At 44.7% G+C, this 19,274-nt stretch carries 17 protein-coding genes and 2 pseudogenes; 3 read left to right on the plus strand and 16 right to left on the minus strand.

From position 1 onward, the window contains the following. Positions 1-219: 219 nt before the first annotated feature. The 6 genes and pseudogenes from QUA40_RS22330 to QUA40_RS22355 form a co-directional block, all read right to left on the minus strand. Positions 220-874, minus strand: a pseudogene (locus QUA40_RS22330) (IS630 transposase-related protein); the annotation flags it as partial. 70 nt (positions 875-944) lie between these two features. Continuing rightward, complete coding sequence (locus QUA40_RS22335) at positions 945-1,526, minus strand: hypothetical protein (protein ID WP_333129886.1); 582 nt, start codon at positions 1,524-1,526, stop codon at positions 945-947. Then, a complete protein-coding gene (locus QUA40_RS22340) occupies positions 1,498-1,845 on the minus strand; it encodes a hypothetical protein (RefSeq protein ID WP_333129888.1) in 348 nt (115 codons plus the stop codon). The genes QUA40_RS22335 and QUA40_RS22340 overlap by 29 nt, the downstream gene beginning before the upstream one ends. 48 nt (positions 1,846-1,893) lie before the next feature. After that, complete coding sequence (locus QUA40_RS22345) at positions 1,894-2,274, minus strand: hypothetical protein (RefSeq protein WP_333129891.1); 381 nt, start codon at positions 2,272-2,274, stop codon at positions 1,894-1,896. A gap of 276 nt (positions 2,275-2,550) precedes the next feature. After that, positions 2,551-3,393 (minus strand): hypothetical protein, encoded by an 843-nt coding sequence (locus QUA40_RS22350; protein WP_333129893.1) that lies wholly within the window; start codon positions 3,391-3,393, stop codon positions 2,551-2,553. An 823-nt stretch (positions 3,394-4,216) separates the two neighbouring features. Continuing rightward, a complete protein-coding gene (locus QUA40_RS22355; RefSeq protein WP_333129895.1) occupies positions 4,217-4,615 on the minus strand; it encodes a DUF4342 domain-containing protein in 399 nt (132 codons plus the stop codon). A gap of 1,426 nt (positions 4,616-6,041) precedes the next feature. Here QUA40_RS22355 and QUA40_RS22360 point away from each other — a divergent pair. Continuing rightward, entirely contained in the window at positions 6,042-7,523 is a 1,482-nt protein-coding gene (locus QUA40_RS22360) for an ATP-binding protein (RefSeq protein WP_333129896.1), read from the plus strand. 120 nt (positions 7,524-7,643) lie between these two features. On the opposite strand, the gene QUA40_RS22365 is transcribed toward QUA40_RS22360, so the two are convergent. From QUA40_RS22365 to QUA40_RS22380, 4 genes are all read right to left on the minus strand, one after another. Continuing rightward, positions 7,644-8,030 carry a hypothetical protein gene (locus tag QUA40_RS22365; protein WP_333129898.1) on the minus strand — a complete coding sequence of 129 codons (387 nt, stop codon included), beginning with the start codon at positions 8,028-8,030 and terminating at the stop codon, positions 7,644-7,646. Positions 8,031-8,104: 74 nt separating this feature from the next. Then, a complete protein-coding gene (secF, locus tag QUA40_RS22370) occupies positions 8,105-9,073 on the minus strand; it encodes a protein translocase subunit SecF (RefSeq protein WP_333129901.1) in 969 nt (322 codons plus the stop codon). 123 nt (positions 9,074-9,196) lie between these two features. Beyond that, complete coding sequence (gene secD / locus QUA40_RS22375) at positions 9,197-10,594, minus strand: protein translocase subunit SecD (RefSeq protein ID WP_333129903.1); 1,398 nt, start codon at positions 10,592-10,594, stop codon at positions 9,197-9,199. A 158-nt stretch (positions 10,595-10,752) separates the two neighbouring features. Continuing rightward, positions 10,753-11,736, minus strand: coding sequence for an alpha-ketoacid dehydrogenase subunit beta (locus tag QUA40_RS22380; protein WP_333129905.1), 984 nt, complete (start codon positions 11,734-11,736; stop codon positions 10,753-10,755). Between the two features lie 193 nt (positions 11,737-11,929). Between QUA40_RS22380 and QUA40_RS22385 the strand changes: the two genes are divergently transcribed. After that, complete coding sequence (locus QUA40_RS22385; RefSeq protein WP_333129919.1) at positions 11,930-12,493, plus strand: Uma2 family endonuclease; 564 nt, start codon at positions 11,930-11,932, stop codon at positions 12,491-12,493. Positions 12,494-12,728: 235 nt separating this feature from the next. On the opposite strand, the gene QUA40_RS22390 is transcribed toward QUA40_RS22385, so the two are convergent. Together QUA40_RS22390 and QUA40_RS22395 are read right to left on the minus strand one after the other, a co-directional pair. After that, on the minus strand, positions 12,729-13,001 hold the full coding sequence (locus tag QUA40_RS22390) for a type II toxin-antitoxin system HicB family antitoxin (RefSeq protein WP_333129908.1): 273 nt from the start codon (positions 12,999-13,001) through the stop codon (positions 12,729-12,731). Positions 13,002-13,081: 80 nt separating this feature from the next. Next, positions 13,082-14,449, minus strand: coding sequence for an NACHT domain-containing protein (locus QUA40_RS22395; RefSeq protein WP_333129910.1), 1,368 nt, complete (start codon positions 14,447-14,449; stop codon positions 13,082-13,084). Positions 14,450-14,694: 245 nt separating this feature from the next. On the opposite strand from QUA40_RS22395, the gene QUA40_RS22400 reads away from it, so the two are divergent. After that, complete coding sequence (locus tag QUA40_RS22400) at positions 14,695-15,537, plus strand: SH3 domain-containing protein (protein WP_333129912.1); 843 nt, start codon at positions 14,695-14,697, stop codon at positions 15,535-15,537. 73 nt (positions 15,538-15,610) lie between these two features. On the opposite strand, the gene QUA40_RS22405 is transcribed toward QUA40_RS22400, so the two are convergent. The 4 genes and pseudogenes from QUA40_RS22405 to QUA40_RS29110 form a co-directional block, all read right to left on the minus strand. Then, complete coding sequence (locus QUA40_RS22405; RefSeq protein ID WP_333129913.1) at positions 15,611-16,336, minus strand: M15 family metallopeptidase; 726 nt, start codon at positions 16,334-16,336, stop codon at positions 15,611-15,613. 406 nt (positions 16,337-16,742) lie between these two features. Further along, entirely contained in the window at positions 16,743-17,393 is a 651-nt protein-coding gene (locus QUA40_RS22410) for a pyroglutamyl-peptidase I (RefSeq protein WP_333129915.1), read from the minus strand. Between the two features lie 183 nt (positions 17,394-17,576). Continuing rightward, positions 17,577-18,872, minus strand: a complete 1,296-nt coding sequence (purB, locus tag QUA40_RS22415) for an adenylosuccinate lyase (protein WP_333129917.1) — start codon at positions 18,870-18,872, stop codon at positions 17,577-17,579. A 194-nt stretch (positions 18,873-19,066) separates the two neighbouring features. Beyond that, a pseudogene (locus QUA40_RS29110) lies at positions 19,067-19,198 on the minus strand (IS1 family transposase); the annotation flags it as partial. Positions 19,199-19,274 lie beyond the last annotated feature (76 nt).

Here is a 19,274-nt window from a genome sequence, read left to right on the forward strand (position 1 = left end):
ACTTACACCTAACATCTGGCTAATTTCATGGTAAATTTTACCTGAAAGCGCCATTTTTACAGCTATTGCTCGTTTTATTTCTCTGGCATCGATATCGATTTTAATGAAAGATTCTAACAAAGCCATTTCTTTTTCCATATCTTTTTGTGGCAGTTGTAAGTTATTCCTTTTTTATTGTCACAATCAAGTATTGCATATAATTGTATCATAGTCTTGATAATGATTTAGGATTGTTATAGATGGACTTGTTAAATCTGGCAACAAATATAAAGATAACCATCCTTCGAATCCTTCTGCATTCAAACTACCCATAAAGAGCATTGGTGCAATTAAGTCCTTCTTTCCTTTTCTTCATGCTGCTACTAAATTTTCTCTTTTTCCGCGTTTTCCTGGTCTTTCACCATAGACTTTTTTTCCTCTGTTTGAAAGGGCACAAACACAACCTTCAAATTACTCAAATCCTGATTCATCAATGAATACAATGCTTTTACTGCCATAAAGTTTAATTAATTCTCTCAGATTCCTGTAGTATTTCATTCTTTCTTCTCGATTTCTTTATTGATAGCGAAGTTTTTTTTTTTGTAATCTTCAGTTTTTTTAAGGCATAGCAGATAGCACTCGGTCTGACGCCTGAAAGTTCTTGCTCTTTCTACTAATCTTGCTGAGCGGATTTTTTTCAACATCTTTTTTGAGGGCTTCCCAATCTAGCTTTCGTTGACGGTGGTTGACCTGAGTTAGTCGTAGGTCTTCCCTACCGGTTGCATCTATAAATTGTTGCTCTTCCTACCTTAAATATGGCGGCAGCTTTCGTTATACTCCCTCCATTTTCCACATAATTGACTATTTTTTGTCTTAAGTCTAGACTGTAAGCCATTTTTTTCTAATTAACTATTTTTATCGGTTTTATCATGATCTTACCTCTGTCTCACATTTATTTGAAATGACTATACATGACGATGCTGTGGGTCTACGAGCAAATCCGGTTTTTTCTTTTTGGGAGAACGAGATTGTTTAAGGAAAGACTTCAAATTAACCCGTCGGGCTAAGTCTGCCAATAAAAGGGCGAATTGGGGGAGTGATAATAACCCAAAACTCCTCCAATATACAGGGTCTATCGCAATCATCATGCCTTGATAAGTCCCCTGAATTTCAGCAACTAAGTAGAATTCAGAAAGGCTGGTCTCGATTTTTCCTACACCATGTACGCTGCCGAGAGTTCTGCCGATTACAGCTAAAATATTGTAGGCAACCAGAGCTAAAGAAAAACAGAATAAAGCAGCTTGGGGATAACCTAAGCTGGGAATTTCCCCCGCAAAATTCTTCTCTATAACTTGAAACATCGTTTCAATATTCCAGCGTTTTCTATACTGGGCCACTTTAACTGCACCGATCACATCCGAAGGTAGGCTAGTAAGAATAGGAATTTCTGACTCGTTGTCACGAGTAGGTTTATGAAGATGCAGGACTACTCGTCTTACTTTTTTTAAAGATTCTCCCCTATAAAGTGAGACTAATTGTTTGTTCAAAAACAGTCCCTGTCTCGACTTCACCAACTTCCTGCAATGCCGTCACGAAGGACTGGGGTAAGGTTTTGTGTTCTCGTACCAAAAAGTGAGCCGACGCCTGCTCCAAGCCAAACAAAAATCCTTGAGTACACATATTGCGATCGGCAATCCATAATTCACCGCTTTTAACAGTCTGTAACACCTGCTCAAACAATGCGCGTTCGCTAGTATAACCATCAAGGCATGGGAATATATTAATTGCTAATCTTAAATCAGGGTCAAGTACAACTAGGGACTTTCCTGGTAGCGCAGCAGCAGCACATGGTCTCAGAACTTTCAAGCGATGGTCAGTAGGTGCCAAGCAATTACCATCAAGGATTCTGATTGGCTAACCTGATAATATGGGAGTTGGAACACCTCCAATCAGTTCCATTAAAGTTGCCATTTCGAGTGATGTTTCTCTTAACAGTGATGCGCTGACTGCCAGTTCCATGCCATTGAGTTTGTTATAAACAGCCGTGCGACTCACCTTAAGTTCAGTAGCTTTATGTCGATACGCAGCATTGACGGAAGGATAAATGCCACAAACCACCAAACTCATCATATCTACCAGACTCGAGAACAATAACTCCCGTGTGTATTGGGTTTGAGCGTTTTTATCAAAAATGCTATCCATGTGCTCATGGTTCAATATACGCTCCATTAGACCTCGCACCATCATGGTGATGGGAGTTTTTTGGACAAATCTGTCAAATATTGCTTCTAGCATCAACTTTTTCCTCGCTTATCCTATTCCCAGCCTACCTTCTGTTCTTCCGAATACACTATCGGTGACTGCCGTGCACACAGGACTTCCAGACCAGGCTCAGCAGACACCTTGACAGGGTGGGATCTCGTAGCCCGCGCGAAAAATACAACGCAAGATGCCCGACAGCCTATGATTGAAGAAATATCCATTTAAACTATAAAAAAAAGTCCTCTTGAAAGGACTTTAGCTATGAGTCTGGGGTTTGAACCCCAGCGGGGCTAATTCGACATCTAACTTCTATTTCTGTGAACCAGTCGCACCCTCTGCGCCGGAGTTGCTATCAGGTACAGCCGTACCCGTAGGATTAGAATCGGTCTGGCTTTGGGTATTAGTTTGGCCGCTGGTACCTGCTCCAGAAGCGCCATCATCTGGAGTTGGAGATGGAGTAGCTGAACTCTCAGGTGCTGGAGTTGGCGGAGTGGAAGCTGGCTCATCCTGCGAATTCGGAACCGTAGTATTGGTATTACTTGACGGCGAAGATGGAGACGGCGCTGCTTGCTGAGCAGGTGCATCTTGCTGCTGTGAATTTGGAATTGTGATATTGATATTCGGAGCCGGATTTGCTTTAGGAGACGGAGCAGCCTTTTGAGCTGGACTTGGTTGAGGAGCAGGCGTAGCCTTTTGAACGGGAGATGGTTGAACCGGAACCGGAACAATCTTTTGAATGATCGTTTTTTCTCTCTCTATAGTCCGAGTCGGAGCCGGTGTTGCTGAAGGCTGATTCGCTTTCGGTACAACAATCACAGGAGCAGGAGTAGGAGTAGGAGCCTCCTGACTCCGATTGAAGTAATATACACTGCCCAGAACTAAGCCTGCCAAAGAAGCCAGAAGAATCCCTAACAGTAACCCGCGACCAGCATTCTCATTATCGCGGACTTCTTGGACTCCAGCTTGGCGGTGGTTTTCCGCCATTTCACCCTGGACATAACCTTGGTGATGAGCTGCTTCTTTAGAAGCCTTCCCCGTTGTACTCGGAACACTTGTAGTGGTTCGGGTTGTACTGACGTGACCGTTAGTTGCATCTGTGTGAACTTCTTGATGAATTTCACGGCTAGAGCTATTTTCTTCGTTAGGTTTCATAATTATCTTCGCCACAACTATTCACACAATATTTGTCTGTAGGAGATGCTCTGGTTTGAAAACTTGAGCTAAGCGGTTGAGCATTTAAATCACTTATTTCAACTCACTTTCAAGATTCAGGTGTAAACGTGGGCGTTTGGCTCATACCCAGTTTAAATGCTTAACCGCTTTCTGCTTAGGGAGTTTAGAGAACTTTTGGTTTTTCCTTCATTTGTATCCAATCTAACTGGTTAAGGTATTAACCAGGCTCTACCCCCAGAGTGATTGCCCAAGTCCCCAAAGGAATAGAATTAGCCGGACTTCAACAAAGAATACCGGCTAAATGAGTTATTTATAAGACTTGCAGAGCAAGCATATAAGCTTAAAAGATTAGTAATGAAAGAGACAGCCCCCGCCGCGCTGCCCCCCCTGCTTTGATCAATTTGGCCCAAGCCTTGGTCATTCAGTGAAAAGAATAAACGTCGGATCGAGGTATTGAATGAGTGTCACCAAAGCAAGATTAGTCGAGGATTTAGCCTCCTCATAGAGGATTCATGGCACTCTTAAATGTGGCCACTTTACTGCCGGAGTGGGAAGGCAATACATCTGAGAAATGGGCAAAAAAGAGAAGGAAGTAGTAACAGTTACTAGCCATCTATTTATAAAGCCAGTTTGTGCTTGAAATTTGTTTAAGTCCGGTTAGATAACCACAATTAAGTTTTTAGTAATAAACGCAACTTTTTTCTCCTCCATCCAGAGAGGATGGTGGTACTCACTACCAACCCAACAAGCTTGATTACGGGATATTAACCGGACAGGAACATTACTAACAACTGAGTTTCTGTTATTCTGTTCTTTCAATGATAATGGTCATGTGAGCGACTAATGCACCGATCGCTCCTACTGCTGCAATGACTGGAAACAAGGCCGCACCGATGACTCCACCGACTACTCCCACAGTCAGAGGAACTTCTACCAAAATCCGTCCCTCTTCATTTTTGATAATGATGCGGCGGATATTTCCTTCGTGAATCAGTTCTTTAACTTTAGCCACCAAATCGTCGCCGTTAATTTTTACCTCCTCGACGCTAACTTTTTGCTGAGTATAAGCTGGTGTTTCTAAAGGAGTCGTTTCAAAATTAACCTGACTAACTTTGTCTGCAGAAACTTTTTCCGATACAGGTATTGATTCGAGTTCTCTTGTCCCAACTGGTTCTTGTAGTCGCTCTGTAGGTGTGTCCATTTTTTGTTCTCCTTTTAGGTAAAAGTATTTTTGTATATAATTATTGAGAATTATAACACGCAACTTTTTGTCGATAAATCATTCTTTTGGGTGATATTGCTGCTGGCGCTGTCGCGCTTTTCTCTCTTGATCATTGACAGCGAGAGGCTAAAATCCTTCCTCCGTGGGCGTTAGCTGCCGACTTTCCTTGTGCCGCTTGGTTAACTGTGTGCTTATGGGCCTCGCACTGCCTCACCCTTCAAAAACCTCCAATCCAGACAGCCAAAGGATGAGAGGAGATTCACACTCTCAGAGACTCAGACTTAACAGGTGTACAGGTTGAAATACTGGCATTGTACTGAAAGTACGATCGTCGGGCCGTGTATAGAGTTACCACCTCTCGTTCGGGAAACCGCACATGAAAACCGTCGCTTACTTTCCTCAAATATCAGTTCAATCTAGCTCAGTGCGATCGCCCAACAAAATCAGACCCCCCAAGGTTCCTCAAATCAACATCTTAGAGTTTCTAATGAGAATTGCCTAAAATCAAGGGGGAGGAGAAATAATAATGATCGAAATATTATCGTAACCAAACCAACTTCCTCAAATTGAAGTTGAAGTTGGGGAAAATTCGGGTAAAATAGAATTATTTCTTTCTGCTTCCTCTTTATTCTCCGTGTCGGATTTGCCAGCGACAGAGTTTGAATCTCAAGTTCGTGGCCCGACGGTACTTTTGTGGAAACTTTTAAGGCGCATTAAGCGGATGTGTGGAATGTGAGTTTTAGTTGCGATCGCACAACTTTAGCATCGACCGGGAAAAATTTCGTCGGTGAAGCTTTGGAGTGTCGATGCGGCTAAAGTATAAGCTGCCGAACTTGACAAATGGCTCGCAATCGGCTGTCCCTAGCTCGGAGACTACCTACAATACAATCCTCGGTTGAGTGCGATCGGCCTTTGTGCGAAAAAACTGACAATTGAGATTTATTGGCAATTCCCCGCAACCGATTTGGTCTGAATTCTCAAAGTGGGCGATCGGCTTCTAATTTGTCGTTATTGTTGTCTTATTATAATATAATTTTACGCAAGGGGTAATACGAAACGTACTGCCACAGGTCGCAGATGTCTATCAATCGCAAGCAAATTAATGTCATCAAACATTAAAAATAGTTATGACTGCTATATTTGGATTAGTAGAATCTTGGAAAGATAAAATTTACTACATAGTCAGGTGTCAAAGGGTTGTCTGCTGTTACACTAATCTAACCGGCAAGCTGATTTCGGGTGACAGCAGAACTATTTAAGGAAAAAAATTGTGCTAAATTAACTCAATTCGAGCGAGCAGATTAGAGTTTATTTTTCAGCTATAAAAAGAGTAGAAAATGCAGTCCAAATAGTACCCAAGACTCCAGCATCCAACCGCTACTGCCAATTACCAAAGGAGGGAGCAGTGTATGAAAATGACGGGTTGAGTCCCCTGAAATCGCCGCTTGGTTTGGGATCGACTCTACAGGAATTAACCCTCTACGACTATCTCCTAGAGTCTGAGTGTCCGGGGGACGAAGTTGCTAAACTTTTTCAGGCAAACCCTTTACTTCCCGGGATCATCATCACTCAGCAAGGAAAGTTTACAGGGATGATTTCGCGGCGGCGTTATTTTGAACACATGAGCCGCCCCTACAGCTTGGAGTTATTTTCTCAACAGCCTTTGTTCATACTCTACCGCTTTACTAAAACTGATATGTTGGTTCTCGATCGCGAAACCTCAATTATGACGGCAGTGCGGCAGTCTTTGGAGCGATCGCCCGAACTCATCCACGAACCAATTGTAGTACAAGTAGAACCGGAAACTTACAAACTTTTAGACGTACACCAACTGCTGCTTTCTCAGTTGCAAATTCACGAGTTGTCAACAGTGGCGATGCGGGAGTCGCAAGCGCAATTGAGACATCAAGCCCAACAGCTCGAACTTGCCTTGCTGGAACTTCAGCGCACTCAAACTCAACTAATTCAAACAGAGAAAATGTCTTCTTTGGGGCAGTTAGTAGCAGGAGTTGCTCACGAAATTAACAATCCGATCGGCTTTATTTATAGCAATTTGCACCACGCTAAAGAGTACACGCAAGCTTTAAGGCGGATGCTCGACATCTACCGACAGCACTGTCCCGAGCCCATCGCAGCAATTGAAGCGGAAGCAGAAAAAATCGAACTCGATTATTTGCTAGAAGATTTGCCGAAAGTCTTAAATTCTATGCAGCAAGGTGCAGAAAGAGTGCGCGACATCGTTTTGTCGCTGCGGAATTTTTGCAGGTTAGACGAAGCTCAAATGAAGCAGGTCAACATTCACGACGGTATCAACAACACGATTATGCTTTTGCAAAGCCAGCTTAAAGGGAAACCAGGCCAGGAGGCGATCGCAATTCACAAAGAATACAGCGACTTGCCCCTGGTGCAGTGCTACCCCGGACAGCTTAATCAGGTATTTATGAATATTTTAGTTAATGCCATTTACGCTCTTGTTGAGTCGAACCAACACCAAAATGCCGATAAAAAAAGCCATAAAAAGTCGTCATGCGAGCAAAAGCAGCCTTGTACAAATAGTCAATCATCACCTTCTAACTCTACCCGCCTAATTCCTGCGATTCGGATTCGCACGGAGTTAATTGAGACAAAAAAGGTACGAATTAAGATTTCTGACAACGGCCCGGGGATGACAGAAGATGTTCGGAAGCGGTTGTTTGACCCTTTCTTTACTACTAAGCCGGTCGGCCAAGGAACCGGTTTGGGACTCTCGATTAGCTATGAAATTGTTGTCAACCAACACGGCGGCGAATTGAAGTGCTTTTCTGAACCGGGAAAAGGAACAGAATTTGCGATCGAGATTCCACTTCAACAGTCTCCCCCAGCACAGATTTTGCCTCGCTTTGCGTGATACAGCAGAAGGAAGAAGGAAGAAGGAAGAAGGAATAAAAGTTAGGGACTCGGCCGTTGAAACCGCTTATTGTCAAACTTTCGTTCCTCTCGCTTGAGACTAAAGAATAAAGCCCATCGGCTACTGCGAACCTTTGCAAACCCACTTCCACAAAGGATGACTCGGCCCCTGTTGGCGAATGCGACGCACTTGTTGTTCCAAACCCTGTTTTTCTCGCAGGGGCAATCCTCGCACTATATTGCGACTTTGCCAAGTTAGCACTGCTAAAGTCATTCCCAAGCACAAACCCAAACCGAGAGTCGGCCAGCGATGAAAAGATAAACCGTAGCGCACCGCCGCCCAAGTGAAGTTTTCTAACCACAAAGCGATTTCGCGGCGCAAACCCCAAATGCTCAAAGAACCGACGCTAATCCAGAGCAATATCACAGTTAACCAGCGGCCATAAACTGTTAGTTTGTGAAGCCTTTCCACTTCACTTTGAAAAATTGCGTCGCCTTCATTAGTCATTAGTTATTAGTCATTACTCATTAGTTATTAGTCAGTCAAAAGTCAAAAGTCAACAGTCAACAGTTAACAGTCAACTAAACTTCCTCTGACGAGTTGATTCCTTCTGCATGGACAGCGATGGAGTGGCCCGTGCGACTGCGCCACCAAGCTAGCAGCGTGCTGGCAATGAAAATACTCGAATACGCACCCGCAATAAAGCCGACAATCAATGCTAAAGCAAAGTATTTGAGGGTTTCGCCGCCAAACAAAAAGATTGAAGACAATGTCAGCAGCGTTGTCATCGTCGTGTTAATTGACCTTCCCAGCGTCTGCATGACCGCATCATCGACAATTTGATCGATCGACTGTCCCGGATTTAGCTTGATTACTTCGCGCACGCGATCGTAAATTACCACTGTATCGTTAACAGAAAAACCGATGATTGTCAAGATTGCCACTACAAATAAACTGTCAACTTCCACACCTTGAACTAAACCTAAAATTGAGAAAATACCAACAGTAATGAACACGTCGTGAAACAGAGCTACAAAAGCAAAAAAGGCATAATCTAACTGAAACCGGAATGTCAGATAAATAGTAATGCCAGCAAAGGAAAGAAATATAGCCAACAATCCCGAAGTAAATAATTGTTTACCGAGGGTAGGCCCAACCGTATCAATTTGAGTAGATTTCGGGGAAAAAGCGCCTATTTTATCGTTTAATGCTGTTTGCAACTTAGTACGTTGTTCGACATCCAAAGTTTTCGTGCGTAGCGACAAACCGCGCTGTTCTTTGCCGATAACTTGAATGCTGCTGCCTGCCAAACCTTGGGCGTCCAAGACTTCGCGGACAGCAGCAAGATCGATCGGTTTACAATTTTCCGGTTTCGTGCAGTCGAGTTCAAATTGCAGGCGAGTGCCGCCGATAAAATCTAAACTTGGGCGCAGCGGTGCGCGGATGTCGGGACGAGTCCAAGAAATCGCCATCGACACTATACCTGCGAGTATAATAACGGCGGACATAGTCCACCAGATCGATCGCTGTTTGATTACACTGAATTTCATAATTTGAAGGAAGAGGGAAGTTCGGCAACGAGCAATGTACGAGATGTAATGGATGGAAGGAAGAAGGAAGAAGTCAGTTAAAAAACAGTCAACCGTCAACAGTCAACAGTCAACCGTCAACAGTTAACTATTAGCAGTTTTCGACAAACCAGGACAGAACCACTGAGGTTTCCGCAGGGCTGGAAAGCCCAACACTACCAACATTAGAGTGCGGCTACAAGTAATAGCAGTAAACATACTCACTACCACGCCCAATGCCAGCGTTACAGCAAACCCTTTAACTAAACCAGCGCCCAACCAGAACAAAGCAGCACAAGCAATTAGCGTTGTGACGTTGCCGTCTAAAATGCTGGAAAAAGCGCGGTAAAAACCAGATTCGACCGATCGATAAAGCGTCTTTCCCGCCCGCAACTCTTCCCGCGTGCGCTCAAAAATCAGCACGTTAGCATCCACAGCCATTCCGATGCTGAGCACAAAACCAGCAATTCCCGGCAGCGTTAATGTCACTCCCAAAAGCACGAAACCGGCCCAAGTTAACAGAGCATAAATTAACAGAGCAATATTGGCAATTACGCCAGGGAGTCGATAGTAGGCAATCATGAAAATCAAGACGAGAATTAAGCCGCCGATACCTGCGTTAATACTGCTTTGAATGCTGTCTTTACCTAAGCTAGCGCCGATCGTGCGGTTTTCTACAATTTCGACCGGCACCGGCAAAGCGCCGCCCCGCAATTGCACTGCCAAATCGTTGGCTTCTTGCGTTGTAAAGTTGCCTTGAATTACGGCACTCCCACCAGTAATTCCTGTCTGGGCAAATTCAACGCCGACGACTGGAGAACTGATCATTCTTTCGTCTAGGAAAATACCGATACTGCGTCCGGTGCCGGCTAAATTTTTCGTTAGTTGGGCAAAGAGTTCGCCTCCTTTGGTATCGAAACGGAGAGCAACGTTCCAGTTCTTCCCAGCCGCCAAGGGTTGAGGTTGAGCGTCTTTGAGGTTTTCCCCACCGAGTCCGGTGCTTTTGAACAGTTTGGCGATCGCCTCATTGCTTCTTTTCAAAGCAGCCTGATTTTCTTTAATTGCTGCCTCATTCGGGCTAGTTTTCAATTCTGTTTGTTTGACCAGCAATTCCTGCTGCAACTGCCTTTCAATGGCTAATTGTGTTTCTGTTCCGGGCAGTTGTTCCTGAAATTCTAGCTTTGCCGTGCCGCCCAAAACTCGTTCTGCTTGCTGCGGGTCATTTACTCCGGGCAACTGCACGAGAATTTGGTCTTCTCCTACTGTTTGCACTAATGCTTCGGAAACGCCCAAACCGTTAACCCGGTTTTCGACAATCCGCCGCACTGCTTCTAACATTCCCTTGTCAATTTTGGGAATTGTGGGGGTAGTTTTTACCTGAATTGTGAGTTGCGATCCTCCTTGCAAGTCTAATCCCAGCCGCGTCGGAATTGTTACTATTACAGTAATAGCGGCGATGATTAAAACAAAAATTAGGGCTAATATTGAACGTTGTTTTTGCATATTTAATTATTAGTCATTGGTCAGTTGTCAGTTGTCAGTTGTCAGTTGGCAGTTGGCGGTTGGCTGATTTTAGTCAACAGTCATCAGTCAGCGGTCATCAGTCAACAGTCATCAGTCAACAGTCAACAGTCCACCAATGACTACTGACTAATCACTATTTATACTCGCAAAGCTACCATTTTTTGGACTGCTTCGACAATTTGGTTGGGCTGGACAATGGTCAGTCTTTCCAAATTACCGTTGTATGGTGTGGGAATATCTTGTGAAGACAGGCGCAAAACTGGTGCGTCGAGTTCGTCAAAAAATCGATCGCTGATTGAGGCAATTAGTTCGGCACCGATGCCTCCTGTTTTCATGCACTCCTCCACAATAATTACTTTGTGAGTTTTGCGAATGGATGCACCAATTGTCTCCATGTCAAGGGGTTTGAGAGAAATTAGGTCGATCACTTCTGGATCGTAACCTTCTTTTACCAGTGCGGGCACGGCTTGCATGACGTGGTGCCGCATCCGGGAATAAGTCAGGATAGTGACATCTTTGCCCGATCGCACAATTTCTGCTTTGTCCAGGGGCACTAAATATTCTGTTTCTGGCAAATTTTCTTTGAGGTTGTAAAGAAGGACGTGCTCGAAAAACAGAACGGGGTTGTCGTCGCGGATGGCTGATTTTAAGAGTCCTTTGGCGTTGTAGGGAGTCGAACAGGCGACTATTTTCAAACCCGGTACTGCTTGGAAATATGCTTCTAGGCGCTGGGAGTGTTCCGCGCCGAGTTGCCGGCCCACGCCGCCTGGCCCGCGAATTACCATTGGCATTTTGAAGTTGCCGCCGGATGTGTAGCGCAGCATTCCGGCGTTGTTGGAAATTTGGTTGAAGGCCAGCAGCAAAAAGCCCATGTTCATGCCTTCGATGACCGGTCGCAGTCCCGTCATTGCTGCGCCTACTGCCATACCTGTAAAGCTATTTTCGGCGATCGGGGTGTCGAGCACTCTAAGTTCGCCGTATTTGTTGTAGAGGTCTTTGGTGACTTTATAGGAACCGCCGTATTGACCTACGTCTTCGCCGAGTACGAATACGGCGGAGTCGCGGGCCATTTCTTCGTCTAACGCCTCACGGAGGGCGTTGAACAATAAGGTTTCTGCCATAGGAGGTTAAGCAATGATTGCAGGAGGGTCAGACTAGAATATTAACCTTTTGGGGGTGTGGATGAGGAGGCGATCGCAAATTTGACAGTTAAAACCTGAGATTTTCCCAATCTCTATCATAACATTTGTATTATGTCAATGAATATTTAAGTTAAAATAATACTAACTTGCCTGCCCACAGCAGAGGAATATGATGCTCCAGACAAAAACTCAACTAACTCTGGAAGAGTTTTTCGCTCTTCCCGAAGGAGAAGGCGATATTACCTACGAACTTATTGACGAGCAAGCAGTACCGAAGATGTCACCTAAAAAATTTCATTCTCGCCTCACCAGAAGCCTAATAAAAATCCTCGAACAGTGGGGTGAGGAACAGGGAGAAATTGGTGTAGAATGGGCTGTCAAATTAACCAGACTAGGGCGAGACTGGGTGCCAGTACCAGACCTTTTATATGTTTCTTACGAACGCTTATCTCCTGATTGGAATCAAGATGAAGCCTGTCCTGTAGTCCCAGAATTAGTCATAGAAATTATTTCACCAGAACAAACTTTCGGTCAGTTAGCTGCTAAAGCAAGAAATTATTTAGATGCTCAGGTATTGCGGGTTTGGGTAGTAGATAGCAAGGCGAGAAGCATTACAGTTTTTTACCCCGATGCAGCACCGCAAACTTATATGGGAGATACCCTATTAACAGATCCACTTTTTGATGGATTAGAATTTACTGCTGAACAGCTATTTCAGATGGCAAAAATACCATAAGGTTTTTTGGGATGAGAGTGTGTTAGTTCACAAGCTATTCCATTGTTCCAGAGTAATTTCCCTTTCTATGATCTCCTCGGCCTCTCGAATCATCATCCGTAGCTGAGGGACAGAATACTCATCATTAGAGGGAATCGTTAAGCGATCCTCCTGATAAATCATAAACTGGTGCTTACTTCCAGAAAAAGGGCCCGAAAAGCCTAGCTGTTGTAATTTCTGGATAAACTCTCGACGCTTACAAGGTGTCCAACGGCTCAAGGCTAGGCTCCTGATTTAAATCAATATTGTCAATGACGGGCATTCGATGTCGCAATTTCAACCCTAGCAAAATCCAGTCTTCCAAAGTTGAGCGCAACTCATTTTGACACTCTTTTAAAGTTGAACCAAAGGCGATGACTCCCTTGCAAACAGGAATTTTCCCAACAAAGCTATGATCTTCAAGTTTGTCATACATAGCCTCAGCCATTGCTTTGTCAACGTATTCGCTCAGAATAAATTTTACAGTCATTGAGTTTCCTTTTGTTTGTCGAATATTGGAATCTCCTTCACAGTTACATCCATTATATTTTTTTTGTCTAGTTCCGGCATTTAGATTTCTGAAAAATGTTTTTGCAGTAAATCGTGAATAAATCGATAACGCCGATCGCCATTTTTTTGCAGCAACAGGCGATCGCTCGCAGCATCGAGAAAACCCCTGTAATCCCAAGGAATGTAGCCCTTCGACCACAGCACGAGGTGCAATATAAACCTTTCAATCCCCGGAATTCCCGGCAACAAAGCACTAATTACCGCAGCAACAGCACCCGCAATTAATCCCCAGATCGACCCGGAGACTAGGGTGGCAATTAATCCTAAAATCACCCAAATCAGCCCGCCAACCAGCTTAACTCCAAACTGATACTTGCGCCGTTGCTCGTCTGTTTGCAGCCAGCTAGACGGTATGCGATCGAGGTAAAATTCTTGAATTCCTTGCTGTTCCATTCTTCTGGCCAACCACCCCAGCCAGTGGCGAATTTGTTCCGGCCGCAGTTCCTTACCTCTGGGATATTGCTTGACTTTTCCGGTCATTTGGTGGCGAATATAGGCAGTTAACAGATATTTGCGCTGTTCTTCTGCGGAAGTTATGCGCTTCCAAGCTTCAATTAAAATATCGTCGTAAGCCAAAGCCATCATGCTCAAAAGCAAGGGAACTTTTGCCAATTTCAACAACTCCGGCTCGTGCTCAATGCTGTACCAAAGTTCGCGGCTTCTGGCTTCTAGCAAATAATTTTGAATTTGAGTTTCTGTTAAAGGTTTCAATAAAACCGCTGCTTGCAGGCGAAATCTTGTATCGCAGTTTTTGTAAGCTTCAAAACTGCTGCAAGCTACTAAATGTTTGGGTTTAAATTCGCTTTCCACAAACTGATTGATTGCTTGAATACAGCTATTTTGGCGATCGGTTTCCACTTCGTCCAAGCCGTCGAGGAGAGGCAGCAATTTTTGTTCGGCTAGCCATTTTTTGCCGACAGCAGGAGAGATGCGGTATTTGAACTGAAGTTGAGCAATTAACCAATCTGCGATCGCCCCAGATTCGGCTTTCCATGAGCCGAGTTCAAACAGCACTGGTACGGGCAAACTAGCATCTTTTTGGGCGCGGGAAACTAACACCCGAGCTAATTCTAGCAGCGTCGTAGTTTTGCCTGCACCCGTCGCTCCCAAAATTACCAATTTGCCGCCGGCGCGATCGAACACTTTAGCAATGCTTGCTTTGGGAGGAAGCCGAAAACTCGGACGGTTGCCCGCTTTCACTTCCACATCCCAACAGCGGTTAACACCAACAGGCTGCGAGTCTTGGCTGAGGTTAGCCAGCACAGCGGCGTGCAAAGACTGCGCGAGGCCTGCTTGGACTTCCTGCTTCACCTCCTCCAACAATCGATCGCGAGGCGGTTGTAATCTCAGAGGAATCAATTTTGACATTTTATGTACCTCGCGCTGAACGCTTACTTTCGCAAATTTGCGCGCAAATAACCCAGAGCAAGATTACCATCAGTATAGGCGTCCAGTATATATTCACTCAAATTATTGCGGCAATTATCCATGTAAAATTTTATAGAAAAATTCTGACCCTGTGGCTCGCACTAGGTATTTCCACTATAAATTAACTGGCGATCGCCCCAACTCCCAAACAAAAATTATTAGTATAGATACAGAGAGGGTTTTTTATGTCATTTACGAAGGCTCAAATCATCACAGTAAGCTTAGCAGGAGTTGCAACAGCGGTGGGAGTAGCTGTTGCGACTATACAGTCGGGTGCGATGAAACAATCCAATCCTCCCCTTGCAGAATCGTCGGCATCCACCAGAAACCAGATTGCAGGGCCGACGAACAACCCTGAATCTCGGCAACCAAAATCTCTGCAAGCACAAACCCCGGCTTTAGAATCTCCGAAATCCACACCCCAACCGGCAAAAACCCCGGCTGTTCAATCCTCGCTAGTTGCAGGAGTCTCTGGGCGAAAAGTTGAGCCAGTAGTTGTCACACCGCCAAATTCGGGTTGCAAAATCAGTATGGCTGTAGTCAGCGATCCGAATCCACCGCTAAATGTGCGATCGCTCCCGCAAGTAAGCGGCAGCCAAATAGTAGGAAAACTTAAAAATAATACCTTTGTTTCTGTTGCCGAAGAACAAAACGGTTGGCTGCGAATTACCGAGCCTGTTCCCGGTTGGGTTGCGAAAAAACGCACCGAAAGCAGTTGTTCTAACGTCAACCAGCCGATTAATTTCCTGCCGGGAGGAGATGAAGCAATTGTCAAAGGTCGAATTATCGGCGGCGGCAGCCACTCTTACCGGATTCGCGCCCGAAAAGGTCAAACAATGACTGTTAAGAATCGGCAAGAAGTTTTCCCGCAAATTATAACTCCTCGTGGCAAACTTTTAGCCGGAGATCCTTATCAAGGCCATGAAACAGAGTGGAGTGGAAATATACCAGTAACAGGCAATTACACATTACAATTAGACTCTAATTTCCGAGGATACGAATACGAATTTTCGGTTGAATTGCGATAATTTTCCTGACATCTGTAGGGACACCGCACTGCCGTGTTCTACCTGGCTCTGCGGCTTTTAATAAATAGTATAATTAAGGAATCTCGGAAAGCGAGATATCAAGAATCGCAAATTTCTGCCAATCTTCCGAATCAAAGTGCCACCATTCGGTTGTGATACCGATAAATCCGTGTTTTTTCATCGCATCCTTAAGCACTTGACGATTTTTCCGAGATTCCGCGCTGCCCCCTTGATAATCTCCGTGAGCTTTTTCGGTAAAATCATCGTAAGGTGTTGGCATTTCCAATTCTTTGCCGGTGCGATCGACTAAAGTCAAATCAATAGCAGCACCGCGATTGTGCCGCGAACCTCTAGCAGGATTAGCAACATAGCGCGGATCTGGCCAAACTTCCCACATTTGCTTAGTCACTGAGAAAGGCCTGTAGCAATCGTAAACTTTCAAACCCAATCCGATTTTTTCCAAATCTGTTTGAACTAGCCCTAACTGTTGAGCAACAGAACTTCTCAAAGCGCATTTCGATATAGGGTAAAGTTTTCGTTTCAAGAAATTGTTAGTAGTGGCGTATCGGATATCCAGGCGAATATTGGGATTTACGGTGCGGATGTCAACCAGTCGCGCCGAACGCGGAAGTTGACTCATGAAAATACTTTCAGGTAATACTGGGTTTGGTTCTGGTTGGGTAATTTGCACTTGTGGCGGCTCCTGGGCGCGGACAAATGTTATATGGTGCAGACCGATCGCACATAGCAACACTAGCATAAATGCGATTAAGTATTTTCCAAAACGATTAAATTTCATAGCTGTTGGGATTGTGAGTGTTAAAAAGTAGATTGAGGTGGTTGTTCTATGCTATAACCAATATTATGTAGTAACCGTGACAGCAAGGGGAGCTATGAAAACTGCAATTTCACTTCCAGATTGAGTTTTTGAAGAAGCCGAGGCTTTGGCTAGTCAGTTAGGGTTATCGCGCAGTGAGCTTTATACAAAAGCATTGCAGGCGTATCTGCGGCCACACAACCGATCTCGAATTTTGAGCAAACTGAATCAAGTCTATTCTGAAGAGTCTTCTAAACTAGATCCTGTCTTGGCAAAGATGCAATTTATGTCCTTACCGCATGAGGATTGGTAATACCAAGTCCGGGTTCGGCTATTGAAATTGCTACTAGACAAAAAAACTTTCGGCGGTCGGCGTGCATGGGCTTTATTAACCCACGTATAGACTTGGATCGACAGACTGAATTTGCCTACTAATAATTAGGGACAGAGCTTTACGGGTCATTTCTATTGGCATAAATGGTGACTCTGACCAGTATTTAATTACTTGCTCCGGCAATGCTGGAATGTGAATAAAACCAACCTTCATATCAGAATTATGAATCTCCTTCCAATGAAGAAAGTGATAAAAAACTTGATTGCATAGATGAGTTCCACAATCATTTGAAATCCTAGTTGGAATGTTGTGGCTTTCTAACAGGGAAACCAAATCTTCGGGATCTGCTAGACAATCCCAATAGGCAATAGGAGCATTGGGGACAATCGGCTTTCCCTTGGGTGCGTTTCCTGCTGCATCCAAAGTCACAAAATATCTTAAATTCTTTGCCATTCGCTCAATAGCTATTTTGTTGTAACCCCGCGCCTGACCGATCCCAATACAAATATCGGGTAAAAATGCTTTGAGAGTTTCATCAACTACGTGTCCGAGGGTGTTGGTATTACCAGGCAGAATCTTGAAGTCAATGCAATCAACGTACTGACGGATCTCCTGAGTAGGATTGTCGCGTAACGACACCACAACCAACTCTGAGGCATTCAAACCATCATCATTTGGCTCAAAGCCAGTTATTAAAATTCTCATCCCAAAGCACCATATCACCGATCGCTTTATTTTAGTCTTATTGAGTTGGGTAGGTTGGGTTGAGTGTAAGCGAACCCTACGCAACGCTAGAGCCCAACACCTTATTTTAGTTAGAAGAGTTGGGTTTCGTTCCTCAACCCAACCTACACTATCCAGATCCAAAGTCGGAAATTCAAAAGATTTTTAAATTCCCAAGCGCTGATACACTAAATCTAAGTGCCTCAATTGATACTGCGGATCGAAACAATCATCAATTTCTTTGGTCGTCATCTTAGCTGTTACTCGATCGTCCTTAGCAATTAAATTGTAGAAATTGCCTTCAGCTTTATTCCAAGCTTCGTGAGCACACGATTGCACAATTTTATAGGCGTCTTCGCGACTTGTGCCTTTTTCTACTAAGGCTAACATCACGCGCTGGCTGAAGATGACTCCGCCGTAAAGATTCATGTTTCGCTTCATATTTTCGGGATAGACTAGCAGGTGTTTTACTAAGTCTGTGGTTTCTACTAACATGAAGTGAGTTACTGTAGAACTGTCGGGCAAAATCATCCGTTCTACGGAACTGTGAGAGATGTCTCGTTCGTGCCAAAGTGCCACATTTTCTAAGGCTGCGACGGCGTTGGCGCGGACAATTCTCGCCATCCCTGTGAGTCTTTCCGATCGAATCGGGTTGCGTTTGTGGGGCATGGCGGATGAGCCTTTTTGCCCTTTGGAAAAGAATTCTTCGACTTCGAGTACGTCGGTGCGTTGCAGGTTGCGGATTTCTACTGCAAAACGCTCGATCGATGCTGCTAAGAGTGCTAAGGTTTGGACGTATTCGGCGTGTCGATCGCGCGAAATGACTTGAGTGGATGCACAATCGGGTTCGAGTCCGAGGTTTTGACAGGCAATGGCTTCTATTCGCGGATCGATATTAGCATAGGTTCCGACTGCGCCGGAGATTTTGCCGACTGCAATGGACGATCGCAAATTCACTAATCGGGCGCGGTTGCGAAAGACTTCTGCCAGCCATCCTGCTAGTTTAAAGCCAAAGGTGATGGGTTCGGCGTGAATTCCGTGCGATCGGCCAACCATCACGGTATTGCGATGTTGTTGAGCCTGATAGCGAATAGCTTGACTCAATTCTTCGACACGTTCTAACAAGATATTGACGCTAGCGACTAATTGCAGCGCCAAAGCGGTATCGAGCACATCGGAACTGGTTAAGCCGAGGTGAATGTAGCGGCCGGCATCGCCTACATATTCGTTGACATTTGTCAAGAAGGCGATCATGTCGTGGCGGACTTCGGCTTCAATTTCGAGGACTCGTTTGGGGTCAAAATTAGCCTTAGCTTTGATTTCTTCGACTGCGGCGGCGGGGATGTAGCCGAGTTCGGCTTGAGCTTCGCAGACAGCGATTTCTACTTGCAGCCAGCTTTTAAGCTTGGCGGTTTCAGTCCAGATGTTGCCCATTTCGGGCAAAGTGTAGCGCTCTATCACGGTGGGAGTTGGGGAATGCGATCGTCCTATTGTACCTCTGCGAGGCCTCCGTCTTCAGTCGGGATGGGGAATTTCGGGCGATCAAACTTTTGAGATATGTGACACATAGTCCGTAGACCGATCGTCCCCAGAGACTGAGAATTGGCAGATGAGTCGATCGAAACAGAAGATTCTGCGTGCTTGGCGTTGCTGAATCAAGGTATGAATGCCCCAGGAATGGGAATATCGTCAAACTTCAAGTAATGTATTAATAACTTAATAGAATGCTTGAGCATTTCCTCACATTTACAATAACAAAGAGTCTTACGATGTAGCCGGGCTAAATGGGAGCATCCCGGTTTTGCGCTTTTGAGCATCAAACGGATATTGATCCGTTAAGGTAGGCGCACCGAAGCTTAAGCA

The sequence above is a fragment of the Microcoleus sp. Pol11C3 genome (genome assembly GCF_036701485.1).
In the GTDB taxonomy this organism is placed as follows: Bacteria; Cyanobacteriota; Cyanobacteriia; order Cyanobacteriales; family Microcoleaceae; genus Microcoleus.